This window comes from Clostridium sp. (assembly GCF_036569345.1).
Taxonomy (GTDB): domain Bacteria; phylum Bacillota; class Clostridia; order Clostridiales; family Clostridiaceae; genus Clostridium_AD.
The window spans coordinates 33,101-54,421 of record NZ_DATCQT010000089.1 but is presented as its reverse complement, the minus strand read 5'-3'; the positions used below and the strand labels follow the sequence as shown (position 1 = coordinate 54,421).

Here is a 21,321-nt window from a genome sequence, read left to right as displayed (position 1 = left end):
GAACTAATTTAAAAATCAAAGTTCACTTTATTTCTAAGCTTTTAATGTATCTTTTCATTTATTTATATAATTTAAATTACAAAATAAATTCTGCCATAATTACATTAGATACTTCGATGCCTTCATATGTTAAAAAGATATTATCGACACTTTGCTTCATGAACCCAGTGTTTACATATTTATCTATCACTCTACCGTAAACACTATTTATATCTTTATGAAACCTTTGGGTAAATTCACTTTTGCTTATTCCTACATTTTTTCTAAGACCCATGAACATAAATTCTTCCATATCATCATTAAAAGAATTTTTTGTTTTTTCAACTATTGCTGTGCCATAAGCATTTATCTTTTCAATATATTTTTCTATATTTTCTTCATTTCTATACCTAAACCCATCACTATATGAATGAGAAGCAGCACCACACCCAATATATTCGTCCATTTCCCAATATACTAAATTGTGTCTACATACCCTGTTATCTTTTGCAAAATTAGAAATTTCATATTGTATATATCCCATGCTTTTTAGATACTCTATTGTTTTTGCATACATTGTTCTCTCTAATTCCTCATCTGGGAGATCCAAATCACCTTTTTCAAATCTTTTATAAAAATCTGTTCCCTCTTCAACAATTAGGCTATAGCAAGATAAATGTTCCGGCTTAAGTTTTATTACATTTTCTAATGTATCTATCCACTGATTAAGTGTTTGACTAGGAAGGCCAAACATTAAATCTACGTTTATATTATCAAAACCAAGTTTTCTAGCTAGGTCAAAGCTTTGTTTGAAATCTTTTATAGTATGGATTCTGCCAAGTTCTTTAAGCAAAGAATCTTGCCAAGCTTGAAGTCCAATACTAAGTCTATTTACTCCCATTTCTTTTAAGAAACTTAATTTTTCACTTGTAAAAGTTCCTGGATTTCCTTCCACGGTAAACTCTAAATCCCCACATACATCTAATCTATCCATACTTTTCTTTAATATTTTCCAGCCAGCCAAAGATAAATAGGTGGGAGTTCCCCCACCTATAAAAATAGTTTTTATTTTTTTATCTTTTATACTATTTATTTCTTTTGCTAAAGCCGTAGCATAATCAATCATACAATCCTCTTTACCAGCAAAGGACGGGAAATCACAATATAAACACTTTTGCTTGCAAAAAGGAATATGTATATATAAAGCTACATTCTTCATATCTTATCCTCACTTATATCTTATCATAACTTAATAATTAATTGGCTTTAAGCCTTAATCTACTTTAAGTATAGCCATAAATGCTTCTTGTGGAACTTCTACACTTCCAACTTGTCTCATTCTCTTTTTACCTTCTTTTTGTTTGGATAATAGTTTTTTCTTTCTTGAAATATCTCCGCCATAACATTTAGCTAAAACATCTTTTCTAAGTGCCTTTACAGTTTCTCTTGCTATTACCTTAGAGTTTATAGATGCTTGTATTGGAATTTCAAACATTTGTCTTGGTATATGTTCTTTTAGTTTTTCAGCCATAACTCTTCCTCTATGTGCGGCTGTCTCCTCGGGAACAATCATGGACAGAGCATCAACTTTTTCTCCTTTAAGTAAAATATCTAATTTTACAAGATTTGCAGTTATATATCCCTTTAATTCATAATCAAAGGATGCATACCCTTTTGTTCTTGATTTTAAAGCATCAAAAAAGTCATATACTATTTCATTTAGTGGCAAGTCATAATTTACAACCACTCTAGTAGTTTCTATATATTTCATATCAATGTATATGCCTCTTTTTTGTTGGCATAACTCCATAACTGATCCCAGATATTCGGATGGCGTTATAATAGATGCTTTAACTATTGGTTCTTCCATATAACTAATTTCTGTAGGCTCTGGAAGATTTGTTGGATTTGTTATTTCTATTAATTCTCCATTAGTTTTCATTACTTTATATATAACTGATGGAGCTGTCGTAATAATATCTAAATTAAATTCTCTTTCTATTCTTTCTTGTATTATTTCCATATGAAGAAGACCTAAGAATCCACATCTAAATCCAAAACCCAAAGCAATGGATGTCTCTGGTTCAAAGCTTAGAGCAGCATCATTTAACTGAAGTCGTTCTAGTGCCTCTTTTAATTCGCCATATCTAGCACCATCTATAGGATAAATACCACTAAATACCATGGGCACCGCTGGTTTATATCCCTTGAGTGGCTCTAAAGCTGGTCTATCAGCCTCCGTTACTGTATCCCCAACACGTGCATCCCTAACATTTTTTATTGATGCAGTTATATATCCAACATCACCAGCACATAGCTCAGGTACAGGAAGATAATTAGGAACAAAGACTCCAACTTCTACTACATCATATATCTTATTAGTATTCATAAGTTTAATCTTTGTTCCTGCTTTAACCTTGCCATCTTTAATTCTAACATAACACACAACGCCTTTATAGCTATCATAACTTGAATCAAAAATTAAAGCTTTAAGTGGAGCTTCTTCATCACCACTAGGAGGAGAAATCTTTTTTACTACAGTTTCTAAAACATCTTCTATATTAAGTCCAGTCTTAGCTGAAATTAAAGGAGCATCCTGGGCCTCAATACCTATTACGTCCTCAATTTCTTTAATTACTTCGCTTGGTCTTGCACTAGGAAGATCTATCTTATTAATAACTGGTGCAATATCAAGGTTGTTGTCTAGGGCTAGGTAACAGTTTGCCAGGGTTTGTGCTTGAATCCCCTGTGATGCATCAACTACAAGCACTGCCCCTTCACAAGCCGCTAAACTTCTTGAAACCTCATAGTTAAAATCTACATGTCCTGGAGTATCTATAAGATTGAATATATATTCTTCTCCATTCTCTCTTTTATAAACGAGCCTTGCTGGCTGAGATTTAATGGTAATACCTCTTTCTCTTTCTAGGTCCATATTATCAAGTACTTGGTCTTCCATTTCTCTTTTAGTTAAAGTACCCGTCTTTTCTAATAATCTGTCCGCAAGAGTAGACTTGCCGTGATCTATATGTGCAACTATGGAAAAGTTTCTTATGTGTTTTTGTCTATTGCTCTGCATTAGTTTTTACCCCCAGTATTCTATATGAACTAAATCATTTGTTTTAAATTTTCTAAATGTACCTTAAGCCACATTGATTTTTATAAATCAAGTTAAATTATATCATAAATATATCTATTATTGCACGTGGATTGTGATTTTGCCTGATACTTTATTTTGCTTTATGTATTATTATATTATTTTTTTGAAAAAACGCCATTAAAAACATCGATACAACTTTCTTTTACATTTATAATTTTTTTTTCTACACCAATACATTTTTCTTTTATGTTGTATACACTTTTATTATTTACATAAAAAACATATCCCTTAGTATCTATTCTAAAATCAACGGGATTTAACTTAAAGTCTATTGTAAACTCAGATTTATCTTTCACAAGTTCTGTTTTATTAATATTAACTTGAATAAATCCATAAATGAATATAATAAAACAAGTAAAAAACATAATAAAATATTTAATTCTATCTTTTTTACCCATAAGAAGTGCCCCCTTAACATTTTCTTAAAGATAACAATTATTAATTATTATCTTCTTATTATTAAGGATGCACTTTTTAAAGTAAATTATTCACTTTTTACCATTTAATTGCTCTGCAATGACTCTTGATAAATACTTACCAGTATTTTTTACTTCTTGGATAGTATTACTATTTGCCCCTACTTCAATTAACACTGCATTATCACTTTTGTCCTGATTATAATAACTCATTCCCCAATCATAAACGTATATTGATTTTGGTCTTATAAGATTTGGGTATAATTTATTTGATATTCCTATCATAGAGTCTATTAATTTCCTCTGCTTTGCATATCTAGGGTTTTTCTGCGTCACTACAAACATGAATTGGGCAACATTTACCCCATTTATTTTAGTGGTTACGGCATTCTTATTTGGTACTTCATCCCTGTGCAAATCTATAACTAATTCGAATTTTTCATATGCTTTTAAATACTTATCTAAAGTAATTCCAGATTTTTTGTAAGCTGCATTATAATCTCCTTTGTCATTCACAGTTTTATCATGAACAACAGCAATTCCATAATTTTTTTCCAGTTCTTCCTTGATGACATCACCCACAGCAGTTACATTTCTAGTACCATCCAAACTGCTATTAGTATTAGATGTATCCTTGTCTGATGTTAAATAAGCTTCTGAGGTATGTGAATGATATATGAGTACCCTGGGCTTGGCTTTATTTAAAGTTGTTTTTAACGCAGGATCATAGATGTCTTTAACTACATTAGATACTTCACCTTGAGCTACAATTTTGCTTATCTGATCATCCACCAATTTAAATGGGTTTAAAATATATGTTTTTAAATTGCTAACATTATTTTCATTTGTTTTAACTTCATTTTTATCCAAATATGAAACTTCTTTTACTATTATTGATATAGGATTTAAAATATCTACTCCTAAGAATGATAATGCTGCAAGTTTCATATTTTGATCACTGTTTGAATACTCATTTTTTGTTTTTGAGGAACTCATTACAGATAATGCATTATTAATAACATTAACATAAAAATAGTTTTTGTAATCTACTCCAGCATCCGCCTTTGCACTTTTGGGTAAAATAATACCTATTAAAAAAATAATGAGTAATGTGAAAATAGTAAAAATTATTCTCACATTACCAATTTTTTTTATATAAAACCCTAAAAAATTCATTTTTTTATATGGAATGTTTTTATTAATATCTTTAAAATTTATACCTTTGTAACTCATTTTATCCCTCCTGCTTAAGCATTTCGAAAAAATAGCTAGTTACTCTCATAGTCTACTTTTTTCGAATACCTTATACCATACATATGAGGGAAAGTTCAAAGTTATTACTAGTTCAAATACTTATTTATATCATCTAAATTTAATGCTGGTTGCAAGGCTATATTGATGCCATTTGCAATGATCTTAGAAACAGAATTTATAACCATATCAATTTCTTTTGGTGTAACTACAAGATTACCAACATACGGATTCAATATCTCAGCTATCATCTTTTGTTTTTCTACTTTATCAATTGACTTTAACATATTGTAAAATTCCTTGCCTTCATTTGCCGATTTTATCATCTCATCAAGTACTAAATCAATGGTATCATTGGCGAGAGTTGCTGCATCAACTACAGTTGGTATACCAATAGCAATAACTGGCACACCCAAGGTTTTTTCACTTATCTCCATCCTCCTATTTCCAATTCCTGCTCCTGGAGAAATTCCTGTGGTGCCTATTTGTATTGTCCTATTAACTCTATCCATTTTTCTGGAGGCTAATGCATCAATGCAAATAACTAAATTTGGTTTGATTCTCTCTACTATTCCTCGAATAATTTCACCAGTTTCCATACCGGTTATTCCTAGAACTCCTGGGGCTATGGCACATACTGGCCTTATACCCTCGTCAATAGAATCTGGGACTAATTGCTTTAAATGCCTTGTCACCATCAATTTTGAAACAACTTTTGGTCCTACAGCATCAGGAGTAACGTTCCAATTACCAAGTCCAACAACTAAAGCCGTCATACTATCCTCTAATTTTATGAGTGGTGTTAGCACCTTTCCCATTACAATACTTACTCTATCCATGGCATCACCATCATAATGAACAAACTCTGGGATATCAATAGTTATATATGTACCTTTTGGTTTTCCCATCCTTTTTTCACCAATATCGCTTACTATTGTTACATTTGTAATTTTAATATCACCCTCACTATATTCATCTACATCAATACCAGGCATCTCACCATTATTCTCTGCTTTGTATATCTCCTTAGCTTCCACAGCTAAATCTGTTGTTACATTTATCATAGTTTCACCTCTACTCTACTTTTAATATTAGCTTTTCCTAATAGTCCTTTCCTATTCTTACAAATTTTTTTTCAAACATTTCTTTTTAAAAATTTACTCCATTAAATTGAGGCTTATATTAAAATTTATATATATACATGAAATTGTACTTGAAGTACTAATATTTTAATGCTATAATATCATTTGAATAATTAAAAAGACTCGAACGTAGTTTTCCCCAAAACTGCTAACCGTTATTAAATTAAAGGGGGGTGAAAATAAATGGCAAATATTCAATCAGCAAAAAAAAGAATTAAAATTACTCAAGTTAAGACACTTAGAAATACAATGATTAAAACTGCTTTAAAAACTAAGGTAAAGAAATTTGAGACAGCTGTCGTTACTGGCAATGTTGAAGAAGCTAAAGTTACATATGCTAGCGTAGTTAAAGCTTTAGATATGGCTGTAACAAAAGGAATAATTCACATCAACAAGGCTGCAAGAAGAAAATCAAGACTCGCAGTAAGATTAAACGCTTTAAGTTTAACTGCATAATAAAAAACCGGTGATTTCGCCGGTTTTTTATTTTTTTAAATTAATTAAATCATTAGAATTAATAGTAGTATTTTATAGTTATAATAGTCATTTATAAAATTACATAACAGTCTTTATCATAAACACTTCAATATCTATCTTATTGTCAGTAGAAGTACTTTTTAAAGTTTTTTCTGTATCAACACATAGTTCAATATTTCTCTTTAGTCTCTTTATTGTAAACTTCATACTTTGTGAAATCATTTTTTCACAAATATACGGATGAATTCTTAATTCATTTGCCAAAATATCTTTTGTTTTGCCATTCTCCATACCTAATTTAAGATTAAATAACAGATTGAATTGTCGTCCTATCATAAATAAGATAAATGGAATCTTCTCGCCTTTATATATAAGTTCATTTAAAATATCTAAAGCTCTCTTAATATTTTTCTGAGATAAATAATCAACTAAATTAAAAATATCATTTTCACTTTTTTGAGGCATCATCGCAAAAATATCTTCTTTAGTAATTTCTCTTCCGTCTGTATATGAAACTAATTTTTCGATTTCATTTAATATGATATCCATATTATTATCTACCTGGTTACAAAATAAAGTAAGTTCTACTTTCCCAATCTTGACATTAGCATCTTCAAACAAACTCCTACACTTTCTTTGAAGAAATTCCCCTCGTAACTTATCAACTTTTATAACACATGCGTTTTTTTCTAATTTTTTTATTTTATTGCTTGGTTTTTCTCTGTCACTTAAAAACGTATAATATATAACTAAAATACAATGTGGCGAGGGATTTTTTAAATAATCATTTAACATAGAGAAATTCTTACTTTTTAAATCACCATTCGTTTTGCTTGTTTTACTATCATCTAAAAATGATGCTCTATAAACAACTACTACCTTTTTGTCACTCATAAATGGCATAGTTTCACATGCATCACTAATAATCTCAAAATCTGTTTTGCTACCATCAAATTTTGAATAATTAAGATCCATGAAATCACTTTTTAATACGTTTTTAGTTATAAATTCAACATGCTCTTTTATTAATTTTTCATCTGCTCCACAAAATATGTAACAATTGTCTAGTTCATGTTTTTTGATTTTTTTCTCAAGTTCAGCAAAGTTAATCAAAGTATTTCCTCCAACCCCTGTGAAAATTTTAAAATTTTGTTTCCTATAATTATATATTTATTTATTATTGTACCTGTTGGCACATATGTTTCATCATTTTTAAGTTTTATAACATTTTTATAAGTTGTAACTGCCTCCGTTTTATTATTAAAAACCTCCATATTTCCATTTTTATTTGTACTTTTCTCAAAACATACTTGAGCTTCTAATTTTTTACCTGTGCTTATTAACCTAATAGTATATTTATCATTTAGCCTCATAGTTGAGTCTCCTGTATAAGCTTGATAAACCTTATCTACTTTTACTGGAACTTTTAAATCCTTCACATTAATGTTACCAGTAGTAACTGCAATTGTAGTTTTTTTATATTGTAATAAAACTATATTGTTTTTATTTATATTTATATAGCTAATTTCTGGAAAGACTTTATAATTTTGAAATGCAAAAACAAAAATAATGCAAAATGGAAGATATTTAAATTGTCCGTATCCCTTTTTAATTCCAAGATAACATAGATACAGTCCAAATACAACTACACTCTCTATATAAGAAAAGTAAATCATTTCCGGTAATAAGTCTCCAAGAACGTTTTGAATAAAATCTATAATCATTAAAACAGTAAATAACCCATAATTTATTAAGTTAAGCAATTGATGAATAGAACTAAACACGAGTCCCATATTTCCTAATACAACAACTACTGTATACAAGGGTAATAACAATAAATTACTAAAAAGGAATCCTAAACTAAAAGTTTTCAAAGCAACAACTGCATAAGGCGTACAAAATATCTGCGAACTCAGGCTTAAACTAAAAGATTCATTTATAATAGATGGTAATTTGTATAATACCTTTTTCATTTTCTTATTATATACTACAATTCCCAGAACGCAAAGAAATGAAAGCATAAATCCTATATCAAGAATAGAAAAGGGTCTAATTATTAAAAGTATAATCGCAGCTAGGCTAAGAGAGGATAGACTATCGTATTTTTTATAAACTTTACTTGATATTTTGAGTATAAATATCATTATAAACGCTCTTATTGTAGATGCTTGCCCCCCTGTAAATATCAGATATACAAAAGAAAAAAATATTGCACTTTTATAGCCAATAATATTTTCTAAAACTTTATATACTATAGACATATGTAGTCCCGATACACTAATAACATGGCTAATTCCTAGTTTTTTAAAATCTTCCTTTTGAGTTTTTTCTATGTACCCAGTGTCACCAAAACATACAGCCATAACTATTGCAGTTTTTTCTTCTCCAAGTACTCCTAAAAATTTATCATATAATCCTTTTCTAAAACTAGCAAGCTTTGATATTAAATCCTCTTTACCAATTTTATAATTTGTAACTGTGTATATCCCAACTGTACCCCGCTCATACACTGCTTCCTTTTTAAAACTACCATTTATCAATACATTTCTTCCCAGCGTTAACGCAGAGATATTGCCTTCCAAATTAATTTTCTTATTACCAATTTTTGCGGAGCAAAAATATGTACTTTTCTCTGTTATTCTTACTTGCAGCTTTTGCTTATTGGGCAAATTAAAGTTGAAATAAGAATAGTAATTTATGAGTCCAATAATAAAAAAACAAACTATTATATAAAAAAATCTTTTATTTATAGTAAAATACATAATAGCCAAAAAAGATCCAGCTATAACTGCACCTAAAATAGAATTATCTATTAAAATCAAACAAGTAAGACATCCCATAAATATTGTTATTGCATAATAAACTAAAGGTCTAGCCATAATAAACCATTCTACTCGAAAATTCATTTGCTAAAAAGAACATATTAATTTGTTCCATCCATTTAAATTTTAACGTTATTTCAAATTTATTTTCAGTATTTTCTTCCCTCCATAGCTTTATTTTATCCAATAAATATTTAAAGTAATCAAGGCATACACTAGTAATTTTTTTATATAAATTCTATTTGTTTGTGAAAAAATATATAATTAAAATGCTTTGTAAAAACAAGTTGAAAAAAACCAAACTATAAGAAACTTTATTTTTCAAAAATTTTTTTTCATTTAAAAGTCTTAAACAAAATATGTTTTGATATAAGGCAAACATAACTAAGATAATATCCTGTAGGTGAATAATAGCAAATTTATCTATCACCGTTAAAATTAAAAAATACATAATACTAATTATAAATGAATTCTTTATTGAAACTCTTTTTATATAATTATAATTTATTTTTTTTAGATTCTGCTTTATATTTCTATTTTGCACTAGAATTGAAATCCCACAACAAGGCACAACAATAAAATTCAAATATAAAATGCCTGAAAAAGTAAATGGCATTTCCGATTTAATAATTAGACTTACTAATATTATAAAAATTTCACTTACCACTGTAGCACTTAAAAATAAAACTAACTCACTTATATAATTAATAATCTTTTTACTATACTGAATTAAATTTATTATTTCGCTGAAATCATTTTCTTGTAAAAATACACTTGAAAGTTTTCTTACTAGATTGCTACACTCATTTCCTACTGAAATTGATATATTTGAATTATTAAGGTATTCCAAATCAGTTAGAGTGTCTCCGACTGATGCTATATAGTACCCCTTATTACTTAAGAAATTAACAATTTCGCTTTTATGTTTAGGTGTGATTTTGGAGAAAATGCTAACACCTTCAATATTTTTTTCAAATTCTTCATTACTCATGTAATCTATTTCTATACCTGATAAAATTTCTTCTTTATTTTGTGTAAGTCCTATGAGTTTCCCAACAGCAAAAGAAGTTAATTTATTACCGCCTTCATCTATAATAGGTTTAATATTAATTTCCTCACAGGTTTTCATAGCTCCATATGAACTTTCTTTTATGGGATTTTCAAATCCCATTAGTCCTACAAAAACCAAATTGCTTTCAATATTTTCATCAATACTAGGCTCATAATTGAAATTTCTATATGCGAGTCCTATGACATAATAAGCTCTATTAGACATATCTATATGAACGTTAATAATGTCCTCCATATCTGTAACTTTAATTTCTTTTTCTACGCCATTAATTAAAATATGGGTACATTTATTTAGCAAACTATCAAGAATTCCTAATACATTTGCTCTATATCTATCTTCAATCTTTATTACAACTGTTTTAATCCTCTTATCAGAATTATAAGGTATGTCAAAAATTTTATCTTGTTTACTCTCTAGTTCATTCTTTTTTATTTGTTTGTCTTTAAAAAATTCAATAATTGCATATTCAGCTAAAACCTCAACCGAATTAAAATCTCCAATACGTGGTGTGTCTTCATTGCATAATATAACAACATCATTGCAAACTAATGCTATACTCATTGTTCTTTCTATAGTATCATCCATTTCAAAACCCTTGCTTAACACATCACTAAGTGTGTTATCACAATAAACTTCTCTAAAAATAAATTTATTCTCTGAAATAGCACCAATTTTTTTCGTGAATATTGTGGATATATTTGTAAGGTCGTACATAGTAGAAATATTCTTTATGTATATATTCTTTTGTTTAAAGATAGAAAATATAATGTAAAAATACAAAAATAATATCATAACAAAGATTGGCAAATTAAACGTTATTAAAATATATATAAGTGCATTTATACTCTCATGAATTGAAAATTTCTTGTATATACTAAAAACTAAAGTAATAATTCCAGCTGTTATAGTAACTAGAGACATCCTATTTGCAATTTTCTTCAATTTTCTACTAAATACCCTGTTATCGTCTTTATGAATAAGCAACACTTTTATAATTTCTCCAATTTGTGTATTCATGCCCGTGGCAATAACTATACCCAATCCAGACCCTTCAGTGACAACAGAAGATTTAAAAACAATATTTTTAATTTCAGAAAGATTTATAACTTCTCCCTCTAACTTCATAGAGTACTTTTCAACTTCATAGTTTTCACCTGTTACCGCAACTTCTCGAACCTTAAGATCTTCACATTCTAATATCCTAATGTCTGCGGTCACATAATTCCCTTTCTCTAAAAAAACAATATCTCCCACTACCATTTGTTCACAACTTACTTTGCATATCTTCCCAGAGCGTTTTAAATAAGAAAAAGGTGTGTTTAAATTGTCAATTCCCCTTATATTCTTTACTTCTTTATAGTCTACATTTATTAGGAGTATTACACTAATTATCATTATAAAAGTTATGAAATATGCCAGATTAAATAGGCTGCTATAAAACAACATAACTATATAAGCTAGATATATAACAATCCATAATTGTTTCATTTCAGTAATCGTCAAAGTTAAAAGGCTATCAATTTTAGGCTTCAAAATGATATTTTCACCATAAGTTTCTCTCATATATTTAATTTTTTCTTCAGTTAACCCCAGTTTAATATCAGAATCCAACATCTGAACTACCTTTGTCATTGTTACCGCATACCACTTTTTCATTTTGCTCAACCTATCCTTTTGAGTTTTTTATTCATTATAATCTTCGTATAATAAATAGGAGACTTTAGCATAAACAGCCAAAGTCTCCTTAATTCTAAATGCTAATTTAACTATTATGCTAACATTAAAAATTTAGTTAACAATCTTAGAAAAAAAACAAATATCATGGTTTTATCTACATTTTTTCTTTCTACAATTTATAATAAAAGTATTGCAACAGCAATCATTGTTATTGCGATTATTGTTACAACCATTATTGCCATCAAATAGTAATAGTAATAATATCCACCAACAACCCATACATATTCCCCCCTCTCTAGGGCAAATAATCTAGACTTAAAGTCATTTTCATTAAGTTTCTCACATTGATGCTTCTTTTGTTGATATATAATATTATTATTGTATCAAAAAGGTTCCGTAAAAGAATAATAGGCAAAAAAAATAACAGAATTTTTCATCTATTATTTAATAATTAACATTACTTAATAAGTCCATTATTTTTAGACTCTCCCATTTCGATTTCGCCATCAGAATAAATGTAGATTCCCTGTCCTTCTCTTTCATCGTTTTGCCACTGACCTATATACTTTTCTCCTCCAGACCAAGTATGGATTCCTAAACCTTGTCTAAGTCCATCCTTTAAGTCTCCTACATATGTATCACCATTTGGCCACGTGCAAATACCTTGACCAGATTTTTCACCATTTTCCCAAACTCCTATATATTTTTCACCATCCGGCCAAGTATATATACCATATCCATGTTTTTCGTCGTTCTTCCACTCCCCAATATATTTTTCTCCACCGGAAAAAATAAGGGTCCCTTGCCCATTCATTTGATCACTCGCCCATTGACCTACATATTTACTTCCGTCGCTATAAATAAAAGTCCCTTGGCCGTGTTTCTTGCCGTTAACCCTTTCTCCTTCATAGTTCCCCCCATGAATATGTTTTGTTTTAGCTATTATCATGTTGTTTTTGTTTATTTTAATTTTATTTAAATTGGTTTTATCCAAATTGATCTTACTTAATTTTAAATCTTTCAAATTCAAATCACTCCTTTTATATATACATTTTCATTTTTTTAAAATTGTTTATATTTTATATAATATATCATTTTTTTAAAAATTATACAATATTTTTTTGCAAAATAAAAACCTATAGGGATAAATCCCTATAGGTAATTTTTTTAAATAATATTATCTTTGAAATCCTCTGTTGTTCTGTTGTTTTTTAGCTCTTCTACAATCAGGACATCTTTGTGGTTCATTTTCAAATCCTTTTTCTTTATAGAATTCTTGCTCACCCTCAGTGAATACAAATTCTTGTGAACAATCTTTACATACAATAGTCTTATCAGCCATTTAAACATTTCTCCTTTTTATTTATATTAAGATTTAAGATCTGATTTACTTTATATGCCTAAAAAGGTAATGTTTTAATCATATCAAATCTTGTTGTTGTTGATTTTACAATCCCAACTCATTTAGAATAACATACATATTAATAACTTGCAATACTTTTCTTTAAAATTTTACTAAATATTTATTGTTTACAACTTCGGGCTATTGCTAAATTAATGGTTCCTTTAACAAGATCAATGGCTTGTAGTTTACTATTTCCTTTGTGTTTTATTTGTTCTTCTTCTTTTCTTGCAATTGCTTTATATGGATATTCTTTCTCATCATTTTCCAAAACTTCTATTTGATAACCTCTATATTCTTCCATACTCCACCTCTTATTATTTATTTAAATGTTGTTCATAATTATATATCTTTAATATATTATTTAAAACTAAACACTGATTTTTTTCAAATTCAATTTCATTTAATTTAAACCTTTACATAGCTTTATCGTTTTGAATATCAACTTTAAATCTAGTTGTAATTTTACTTTTTGTTATCCTCCTCTTCTAAAATCATTATATCACATTTATAATAATTTGAATATTCTTTTAATAAAATATTAATCTTCTTTTCTGTGTTTCTTTTTTACTACTTTTAATCTAAAAAAGTCCTCTCTTTCTTTTTCTTCCAAAACTTCGCTAACGAATTTAACTATTTCCTCAAATTTAGGAATCTGTATATTTTGAAGTGCATTTGCTCTCTTTTGAGTTTTTTTTACTTCCATTGCTAATCTATAAATAGCATTTTCTACCTCTGCTAGCTCGTAGGTTAAATATTTTACATTATTAAACTCTTCCATAACCTCGTCAATAGTAGCACTGCTTCTAAAAAATCCATATTTAGTTTCTATTTCTTTTCTATTAAAAATAATTTTGGGCACTTCTACCCCCATTACACTTTTAAATAAAATGTCATAGTCGTTAGTTTCGCCAACCGACATTGCTACGTCTTGTACATTTGTAATACCTGAGTTTATATTTGCCAATTCTAGTGCCTTATACGCCCTTGAAAAAGTTATATTTATCTCATTTTGAAGAACGCGAGCCTTAGCTACATATGACATCATTTCTCTTATAAGTACATTTCTTTTTTTATCTAACAGTTCAAAACCTTTTTTAGAAAAGTCTAAGGAGTTTTTAGCATTCATTAAAGTAGATTTAGTTGGAGCGAAAGTTTCCATATTACTTCACCACTATTTTATAATATTTTTCTAAAATCTTAGGCGATACTCTATCCAGCTCATTCTTAGGTAATATGCTAAGAATTTCCCAAGCTAAATCTAAAGTCTCTGCCATATCTCTATTTTCATCATAATCCTGTTTTAAAAATTTTTCTTCAAAATCCCTACCAAAGTTCATATATATCTTATCTATATCTGATAACTCATCTTCTCCTATAACTTGAGCTAGCGCTATTACATCCTGCACCCTTGAATAAGCCGCAAATATTTGATTTGAAACATCTCCATGATCTTCCCTTGTAAACCCTTCTCCAATCCCATCTTTCATGAGCCTTGAAAGCGATGGAAGTATGTTAACAGGTGGATATATATCTCTTTGTTGAATTCCTCTACTTAAAACAATTTGCCCCTCGGTTATAAACCCTGTAAGATCTGGTACTGGATGTGTTATATCATCATTAGGCATAGTTAATATAGGTATCTGTGTTATACTACCTTTTTTCCCTTTCATCATACCTGCCCTCTCATATAAAGATGCTAAATCCGAATATAAATATCCTGGATAACCCTTTCTACTTGGTACTTCTTCTTTTAATGATGAAAGTTCTCGAAGCGCTTCACAATAATTAGTCATGTCGGTGAGTATTACAAGTACATGCATATCTTCTTCGAAAGCTAAGTATTCAGCAGCAGTTAAAGCACATCTTGGAGTTATTATTCTCTCAACTATAGGATCATCTGCTAAATTTGTAAACATAACTACCTTTTCAAGCACTCCCGCTTGTTCAAAACTTTTCTTAAAGAAATTAGCATCATCATACTTTATACCCATAGCTCCAAATACTATACAAAATTCTTCATTGACCTCACTAGAGATTTTTGCTTGGTGTACGATTTGCGCTGCTAGTTCATTATGAGCCATACCATTTCCAGAAAATATAGGAAGTTTTTGACCTCTTATTAATGTAGCAAGGCAGTCTATAGATGATATTCCCGTTTGAATATAATCTCTAGGGTATTTCCTAGCAACAGGATTTATAGGTCTACCATTTACATCATATTTCTTAGATGAATAAACTTCTCCCCCATTATCTCTTGGATCACCCATTCCATTAAATTCTCTTCCTAATATATCCTTTGTAAGAGCTATTTTAAAGGATTCTCCTCTAAAATGCACTGAAGTATTCTCAACAGACATCCCGGTTGTTGTTTCAAAAACCTGCACTATAGCCTTATCTTTATAAATCTGAACAACCTTTCCTTTTTTTCTATGTTTTTCATCAACCAATATATCAACAATTTCGTCATAGGCTACATCTTCCACACCCGAGATAATAATTAAAGGTCCTTGAACTTTATTTAACATTAAATATTCTTTTTTCATATTACCCTCCCCTCTTGTACAAGCAAGGTAGATAATTATTATTATCTACCTTGCTTGTATTTTCCTATAAGTTCTTCAAAATAACTTATTAATTCTTTTTCTAAACCATCTATTATGGAAAGATCATCATTTGGTACATTATATTTCATTTTATAAAGCTTTTCCATTAACTCTTTATTTTTTATAACAGAAATTGGTATTCCAATTTTAACAGCTTTGCATGCATTATCATAAAAGCATTCTATAACTTTAAGCATCTTATATTGTTTAGCGAGTGGTGCATAAGTATCTACCTCGTTATAGGCATTTTGTTGGAGGAACGCAATTTTAAGGCACTTTGCTACCTCTATAATTAGTCTTTGTGCGTCTGGAAGCACATCCTCACCCACCAACTTAACTATCTCTAGAAGTTTGTTTTCTTCATATAAAAGCTTAAGCATTTTTGCCCTTAAATCCATTATACCCTCAGCTACGTTTTCCTCATACCAGTCCTTTAAAAGTGATAAATACCCACTATAACTTTCTAACCAATTTATTGCTGGGTAATGCCTTGCATAAGCCAATTTTTTATCAAGTCCTAAAAAAACTGAAACGAATCTTTTAGTATTTTGAGTAACAGGTTCTGAAAAATCTCCCCCAGCAGGTGATACAGCTCCAATTACAGTAACCGAGCCTTCTGTATTATTTAAATTTTCTACATAACCAGCTCTTTCATAGAACTCTGCAATCCTAGATGGAAGATATGCCGGGTATCCCTCTTCAGCAGGCATCTCTTCAAGCCTACCAGAGATTTCACGTAGAGCTTCTGCCCATCTTGATGTGGAGTCTGCCATTATAGCAACATGGTATCCCATATCCCTGAAATATTCTGCTATTGTAATACCAGTATAAATACTTGCTTCCCTTGCCGCTACGGGCATATTAGAGGTGTTTGCTATAAGCACAGTCCTATTCATAAGTGGTAAATTAGTCCTAGGATCTATAAGTTTTGGGAATTCTTCTAGAACTTCTGTCATTTCATTTCCTCTTTCTCCACAACCTATGTACACTATAATATCTGCATCTGACCACTTTGCAAGCTGATGTTGGGTTATTGTCTTTCCAGTTCCAAATCCTCCGGGAATAGCGCAAGTTCCTCCTTTAGCTAAAGGGAAAAATATATCTATTATTCTTTGCCCAGTGATAAGAGGTTTAAATATAGTTTTTTTATCTTTTACTGGTCTTGGATTTCTGCAAGGCCAATATTGGTAAAGTTTAAGTTCATATTTCTCATCACCTTGATTTAATTCAACTACTGTGGCTTCTATATTGTATTTTCCATTTTTGCATGCCCAAGTTACAGTTCCCATCACTCCGGGTGGAACCATTATCTTATGAATAATTGATTGAGTTTCTTGAACTGTTGCATATATATACCCTTGTTTTAATTCATCACCTGGTTTTACAATAATTTCCACATTCCAGAGCTTTTCTTCATCAAGAGAAATTAGCCCTATACCCTCTGGTAAAAATCCATAAGATATTTCATTTATTTTTTCTAGTGGCCTCTCAATTCCATCGAAAATATTTCCAAGTATTCCTGGCCCTAATTTAAGTGAAAGAGGACTTCCAGTAGAGATTACGCTCTCACCTATTTTAAGACCACTGGTTTCTTCATACACCTGAATAGTTGCGTAATCTTCTTCCAGTATTATAATTTCACCGATAAGTTTTTTAAACCCTACCATAACCATTTCTCTCATTTTAAAGCCTCGCATGTGCTCGGCTTTTATAACTGGACCATTCACCCCGATTATATTTCCTTCCATATTTCCCTCCCCCAAGCACTCCATAAGTCATATAGAATTTCTATCTCTTTAAGATAACATTTCCATAACTCTGATACCAATTATTTCTTTGCTTTCTTGCAAAACGGATTTTATACTATTATCTATTCTAAACTTGCCTTCAAAATCTTTAAGTATAAGACCCCCTATAAAGTCATCTTCAGAAATATTTATTTCAACATTAAGGCCCTTATACTCCTTAATTATAACCTCAATTTCACTCTTAAATTTTTCATAATCTCCTTTTAATAATATAATATAGTAGTGTCCATTATCTATTGTCATCAAAGTCTTTTTTAAAGAATTTATGAAATATAATTTATATTCCTCTGAAAGCACAAATTCTACAAGTCTTTCGGATACATCTTTTATAGTTTCTTTAATTAGTTTATTTTTAAGAGACAACACTTCTCTTTGCTTATTAAGATTTTCTTTTGCTACAATTGCATTTGCCTTAATATTAGACTTTTTTGTAACTTCACTTCGAAGTTTGTTTTTAATCTTTTCTATTTTATCTTTTTCATAATTTATTTTTTTCTGAGATTCTTCATTGAAGGCCGATAATCTTTCTTTTTTTTCTTCATTTAACTTGTCATATATTATCTTAGAAAACAAACTTATCTTGTCTTCAATGGTAGTCATAACTAGCCTCCCACAAATTTTTATTAGTCACATATGCTTATTATATTTTAATACCTATAGCCTCTTTAACGTATCTTAATATAGAATCACTACCCTTGCGAAATCCATGCCTGTCTGGAATTTCTACCAAAAGAGGTCTCTCCTTCGATAATTTTATAATGTTTACCTCGCCAGGTATTAAAAGACCAATCTTCTCTGTTATTATTATTATTCCTATTCCCTGATCTTTTTTTAATTCTTTAATCTTTTCCATTATTTCTTCTTTTTTATGAAGTACAATGCCTTCTATTCCCGCCATTTGCATACCTACAGCTGTATCCAAATTATCACTTATTAAATAACTCCTCATAAACCTCTATCCTATAATTTTGAAAGTATCATTATGGATATAATAAGTCCATATATAGCTATACCTTCTCCAAGACCAACAAATATAAGAGTTTTTCCTAAAATCTTAGGATCTTCAGATACTGCACCTAAAGCAGATGATCCAACTGCACCTACTGCATAACCTGCGCCAATAGTTGCAAGTCCTGTCGAAAGACCAGCTGCTAAATAACCAAGGCCAGCAGCTGGGTTCACTGCAACTGTTCCCGCCGCACGGGCTACACTTGGAATATTCATTATTAGTGCACCCATAATAACTGGGATAAATACACCTAGATTAATTTTTATCGCTTTTTTTGTCCTTTGTTTCCCTAAAACATCTATTTTACTTTGGGCTACAACTCCATAAGTAATTGTAACTATAACAACACAAAATGTTAACATTAATAATACAGTCATAATTGATATTCCTCCTTTTTCTATGTTTTTTAATTTTCTTATTGTAGCTTGTCCTTTCTTTGGTAAATAAGGATTTTAATTGTTATATACATATATATATTACTTGCATTTAACCTGCACAGGTTCAAAAGCGACCCCACTACCTTCATAATACTTACTAAATAATTCATAATACTCAAGTCTTAACCCTTGTATAAACACAATCATTCCCTCAAGACATATAATTATTATATTTCCAAGTATTAGTATCAGCACAGATGCAAATCCACTTTTAGTCATAGACGCCATAGATGAAAATGCAACAAATAAACCAACGTGATTTAAGGCAAAGGCACCTACTCTTATAAATGAGAGTGTATTAGAAAACATAGACAATAATGTTTCCACTACCTCAAAACCTGATTTTATAAAATAATCCTTGACTCCTGCTTCAAATAATACATTTTTACCTAATAAGATATTTGTTAAGGGTTGTTTTAGTAATATCAATAGTAAAAAGAAAATAAAATATATTATCCAAACAGTTCTAGGTAATAGTGGATTTTTATAAACTGTAGACAATATCAAAGTTAATGCTCCGATATAAAACATAAAACCTGCTACCCCTTCTTTTCCAAAAAGTCCACGTTCCATGTCTTTTTTCCTTAAACTATTGGTAATTCCTAGTATAAAACCTAAAAGTAAGAAACAACACCCAAATATTATAGCGGCAATTAGTATCTCATTAATATGTTCCATTGGTCTAATTAGCAATGCATTAATTACGACTTCAGATCCAAATACACTTCCATATAAAAATCCAAAAAATATAGAACTTACCCCAAGCCTTTCAAAAACACCTCCTAAATTAACTCTGCAATATTTATTTTTTAGTAAAAAACCTGCCAAAAGCAATACCAATCCTTGCCCCACATCTCCAAACATGGCACCAAACATTAGTGTATAAGTTATTGCCAAAAACATAGTGGGGTCGATTTCACCATAGCTAGGAACTCCATACATTAAAACCATACTCTCAAAAGGTTTGAACAATTCATTGTTTACAAGTTTTGTTGGAGGAATTACAGCTTTATTAGTTCTCTCATTTGGATGTTTTTCAATGACCAATATTCTATCATCAAACTTCATTAATAACTTATTCAAGTTCACCATAAAACTTTTAGGTACCCATCCGGCTAGATAAAAAAATTCATTTGTGCAAGCTGCATTATTTTTAATTTCTAAAGATTTTTTCTCTAGTTCATAACTGCTTTGTAAATCTTTTATTGTTTTAAAGTTTTCACTTAGAAAAATATTTAGTTCAATTTGAATTTTCCATATAGATTGTTGCAGCTCCTTTATCTCTGAGCTAACAACCACTGCCACATCCTTTGGTAAACCTATGTAATGATTAGGCACTTCAATTTTTTCACAATTCGCGGATTTAAAAATTCTTTCCGCTTCTTTTAGCAAAAGTATTGGTGTAAATGATATAAATATAACAAATTCTTTTTCTGTGCATACAGTTTCAATTACTGATGGTATATTTTCATAATTAGCTTTTAACTTAAGCATGTTCTGATCTCGAACTTTATATAAATCCATTTGAAAATTTTTCATATTAGTAATCTCTTCTAAAGGTAGAGATACATTTTTTAAAAATTTTAAAGCCACATAAGTATTTTTAAGTTGTTGCTCCTTTTGCTCTAAATCATCATTTTTCTTATTTAAAACCATATATTTTTCATAAACTTCTGATAGTTTTTGTTCTGAAACGCCAAAATCAAAAGTCATCTCTTTAACGTATTCAATCTTTATATTAGCATTTTTTTGAGCCTCAGCGAGTTTTTCAATTTGTTTTAAACTTGAATTATAATCTTTATCATTTAAGTATGGTCTAATATAATTCACATCCAGCAAAACCTCTAAATTGTCAGAGGAAGTTTTAAGTACAAAATCTGAAGAGTTTATTTCTTGCAAAGCACTCACTGGCTGAATACATCCATCCAGTGCTAACATTTTAGTTAATTTATCAAAATCAGACATTACACCTACTAAATTAACCATATGCATTTTTTCTATAGACACAAAATCACCTCCTGAGATTAATAGGTAAATGATAATTTAAATTGTAGGATACACCT

20 protein-coding genes are annotated in these 21,321 nt (G+C 29.6%); 1 reads left to right on the top strand and 19 read right to left on the bottom strand.

All coding sequences use genetic code 11. The features are described 5' to 3' along the window. Nucleotides 1-76 precede the first annotated feature (76 nt). From hemW to gpr, 5 genes are all read right to left on the bottom strand, one after another. Nucleotides 77-1,198: a radical SAM family heme chaperone HemW gene (gene hemW / locus VIM70_RS09165; RefSeq protein WP_331945450.1), complete on the bottom strand. Its 1,122-nt coding sequence runs from the start codon at nucleotides 1,196-1,198 to the stop codon at nucleotides 77-79. Between the two features lie 54 nt (nucleotides 1,199-1,252). Then, the gene (lepA, locus tag VIM70_RS09160) at nucleotides 1,253-3,058 is read right to left on the bottom strand and encodes a translation elongation factor 4 (RefSeq protein ID WP_331945449.1); all 1,806 of its coding nucleotides are present in this window, start codon (nucleotides 3,056-3,058) and stop codon (nucleotides 1,253-1,255) included. A gap of 176 nt (nucleotides 3,059-3,234) precedes the next feature. Further along, a complete protein-coding gene (locus VIM70_RS09155; RefSeq protein WP_331945448.1) occupies nucleotides 3,235-3,537 on the bottom strand; it encodes a hypothetical protein in 303 nt (100 codons plus the stop codon). Nucleotides 3,538-3,627: 90 nt separating this feature from the next. Next, a complete protein-coding gene (locus VIM70_RS09150) occupies nucleotides 3,628-4,788 on the bottom strand; it encodes a stage II sporulation protein P (RefSeq protein ID WP_331945447.1) in 1,161 nt (386 codons plus the stop codon). A 107-nt stretch (nucleotides 4,789-4,895) separates the two neighbouring features. Further along, nucleotides 4,896-5,870 (bottom strand): GPR endopeptidase, encoded by a 975-nt coding sequence (gene gpr, locus VIM70_RS09145; protein WP_331945446.1) that lies wholly within the window; start codon nucleotides 5,868-5,870, stop codon nucleotides 4,896-4,898. A gap of 261 nt (nucleotides 5,871-6,131) precedes the next feature. Here gpr and rpsT point away from each other — a divergent pair, with 261 nt between their 5' ends. Then, nucleotides 6,132-6,404, top strand: coding sequence for a 30S ribosomal protein S20 (gene rpsT, locus VIM70_RS09140; RefSeq protein WP_331945445.1), 273 nt, complete (start codon nucleotides 6,132-6,134; stop codon nucleotides 6,402-6,404). A 99-nt stretch (nucleotides 6,405-6,503) separates the two neighbouring features. Here the strand turns inward: rpsT and holA are convergent, their stop codons facing one another. From holA to VIM70_RS09070, 14 genes are all read right to left on the bottom strand, one after another. Further along, nucleotides 6,504-7,538 (bottom strand): DNA polymerase III subunit delta, encoded by a 1,035-nt coding sequence (gene holA, locus VIM70_RS09135; RefSeq protein ID WP_331945444.1) that lies wholly within the window; start codon nucleotides 7,536-7,538, stop codon nucleotides 6,504-6,506. Next, entirely contained in the window at nucleotides 7,535-9,304 is a 1,770-nt protein-coding gene (locus tag VIM70_RS09130) for a ComEC/Rec2 family competence protein (RefSeq protein WP_331945443.1), read from the bottom strand. The genes holA and VIM70_RS09130 overlap by 4 nt, the downstream gene beginning before the upstream one ends. A gap of 181 nt (nucleotides 9,305-9,485) precedes the next feature. Continuing rightward, complete coding sequence (locus tag VIM70_RS09125) at nucleotides 9,486-11,975, bottom strand: cation-transporting P-type ATPase (RefSeq protein ID WP_331945442.1); 2,490 nt, start codon at nucleotides 11,973-11,975, stop codon at nucleotides 9,486-9,488. A 171-nt stretch (nucleotides 11,976-12,146) separates the two neighbouring features. Continuing rightward, entirely contained in the window at nucleotides 12,147-12,275 is a 129-nt protein-coding gene (locus VIM70_RS09120; RefSeq protein ID WP_331945441.1) for a hypothetical protein, read from the bottom strand. A 178-nt stretch (nucleotides 12,276-12,453) separates the two neighbouring features. Then, a complete protein-coding gene (locus tag VIM70_RS09115) occupies nucleotides 12,454-13,020 on the bottom strand; it encodes a phosphatidylinositol kinase (protein WP_331945440.1) in 567 nt (188 codons plus the stop codon). 153 nt (nucleotides 13,021-13,173) lie between these two features. Beyond that, on the bottom strand, nucleotides 13,174-13,338 hold the full coding sequence (locus VIM70_RS09110; protein ID WP_165413721.1) for a zinc-ribbon domain-containing protein: 165 nt from the start codon (nucleotides 13,336-13,338) through the stop codon (nucleotides 13,174-13,176). A 181-nt stretch (nucleotides 13,339-13,519) separates the two neighbouring features. Continuing rightward, nucleotides 13,520-13,702: a hypothetical protein gene (locus tag VIM70_RS09105; RefSeq protein ID WP_331945439.1), complete on the bottom strand. Its 183-nt coding sequence runs from the start codon at nucleotides 13,700-13,702 to the stop codon at nucleotides 13,520-13,522. Between the two features lie 237 nt (nucleotides 13,703-13,939). Next, nucleotides 13,940-14,560, bottom strand: a complete 621-nt coding sequence (locus tag VIM70_RS09100) for a V-type ATP synthase subunit D (protein WP_331945438.1) — start codon at nucleotides 14,558-14,560, stop codon at nucleotides 13,940-13,942. A gap of 1 nt (nucleotide 14,561) precedes the next feature. Beyond that, nucleotides 14,562-15,944, bottom strand: a complete 1,383-nt coding sequence (locus VIM70_RS09095; RefSeq protein WP_331945437.1) for a V-type ATP synthase subunit B — start codon at nucleotides 15,942-15,944, stop codon at nucleotides 14,562-14,564. A 41-nt stretch (nucleotides 15,945-15,985) separates the two neighbouring features. After that, complete coding sequence (locus VIM70_RS09090; protein ID WP_331945436.1) at nucleotides 15,986-17,752, bottom strand: V-type ATP synthase subunit A; 1,767 nt, start codon at nucleotides 17,750-17,752, stop codon at nucleotides 15,986-15,988. A 48-nt stretch (nucleotides 17,753-17,800) separates the two neighbouring features. After that, the gene (locus tag VIM70_RS09085) at nucleotides 17,801-18,412 is read right to left on the bottom strand and encodes a V-type ATP synthase subunit E (protein WP_331945435.1); all 612 of its coding nucleotides are present in this window, start codon (nucleotides 18,410-18,412) and stop codon (nucleotides 17,801-17,803) included. Between the two features lie 40 nt (nucleotides 18,413-18,452). Further along, the gene (locus VIM70_RS09080; RefSeq protein ID WP_331945434.1) at nucleotides 18,453-18,761 is read right to left on the bottom strand and encodes a V-type ATP synthase subunit F; all 309 of its coding nucleotides are present in this window, start codon (nucleotides 18,759-18,761) and stop codon (nucleotides 18,453-18,455) included. 11 nt (nucleotides 18,762-18,772) lie between these two features. Continuing rightward, nucleotides 18,773-19,198: an ATP synthase subunit C gene (locus VIM70_RS09075; protein ID WP_331945433.1), complete on the bottom strand. Its 426-nt coding sequence runs from the start codon at nucleotides 19,196-19,198 to the stop codon at nucleotides 18,773-18,775. 99 nt (nucleotides 19,199-19,297) lie between these two features. Next, nucleotides 19,298-21,265: a V-type ATP synthase subunit I gene (locus tag VIM70_RS09070; protein WP_331945432.1), complete on the bottom strand. Its 1,968-nt coding sequence runs from the start codon at nucleotides 21,263-21,265 to the stop codon at nucleotides 19,298-19,300. Nucleotides 21,266-21,321: the final 56 nt, after the last annotated feature.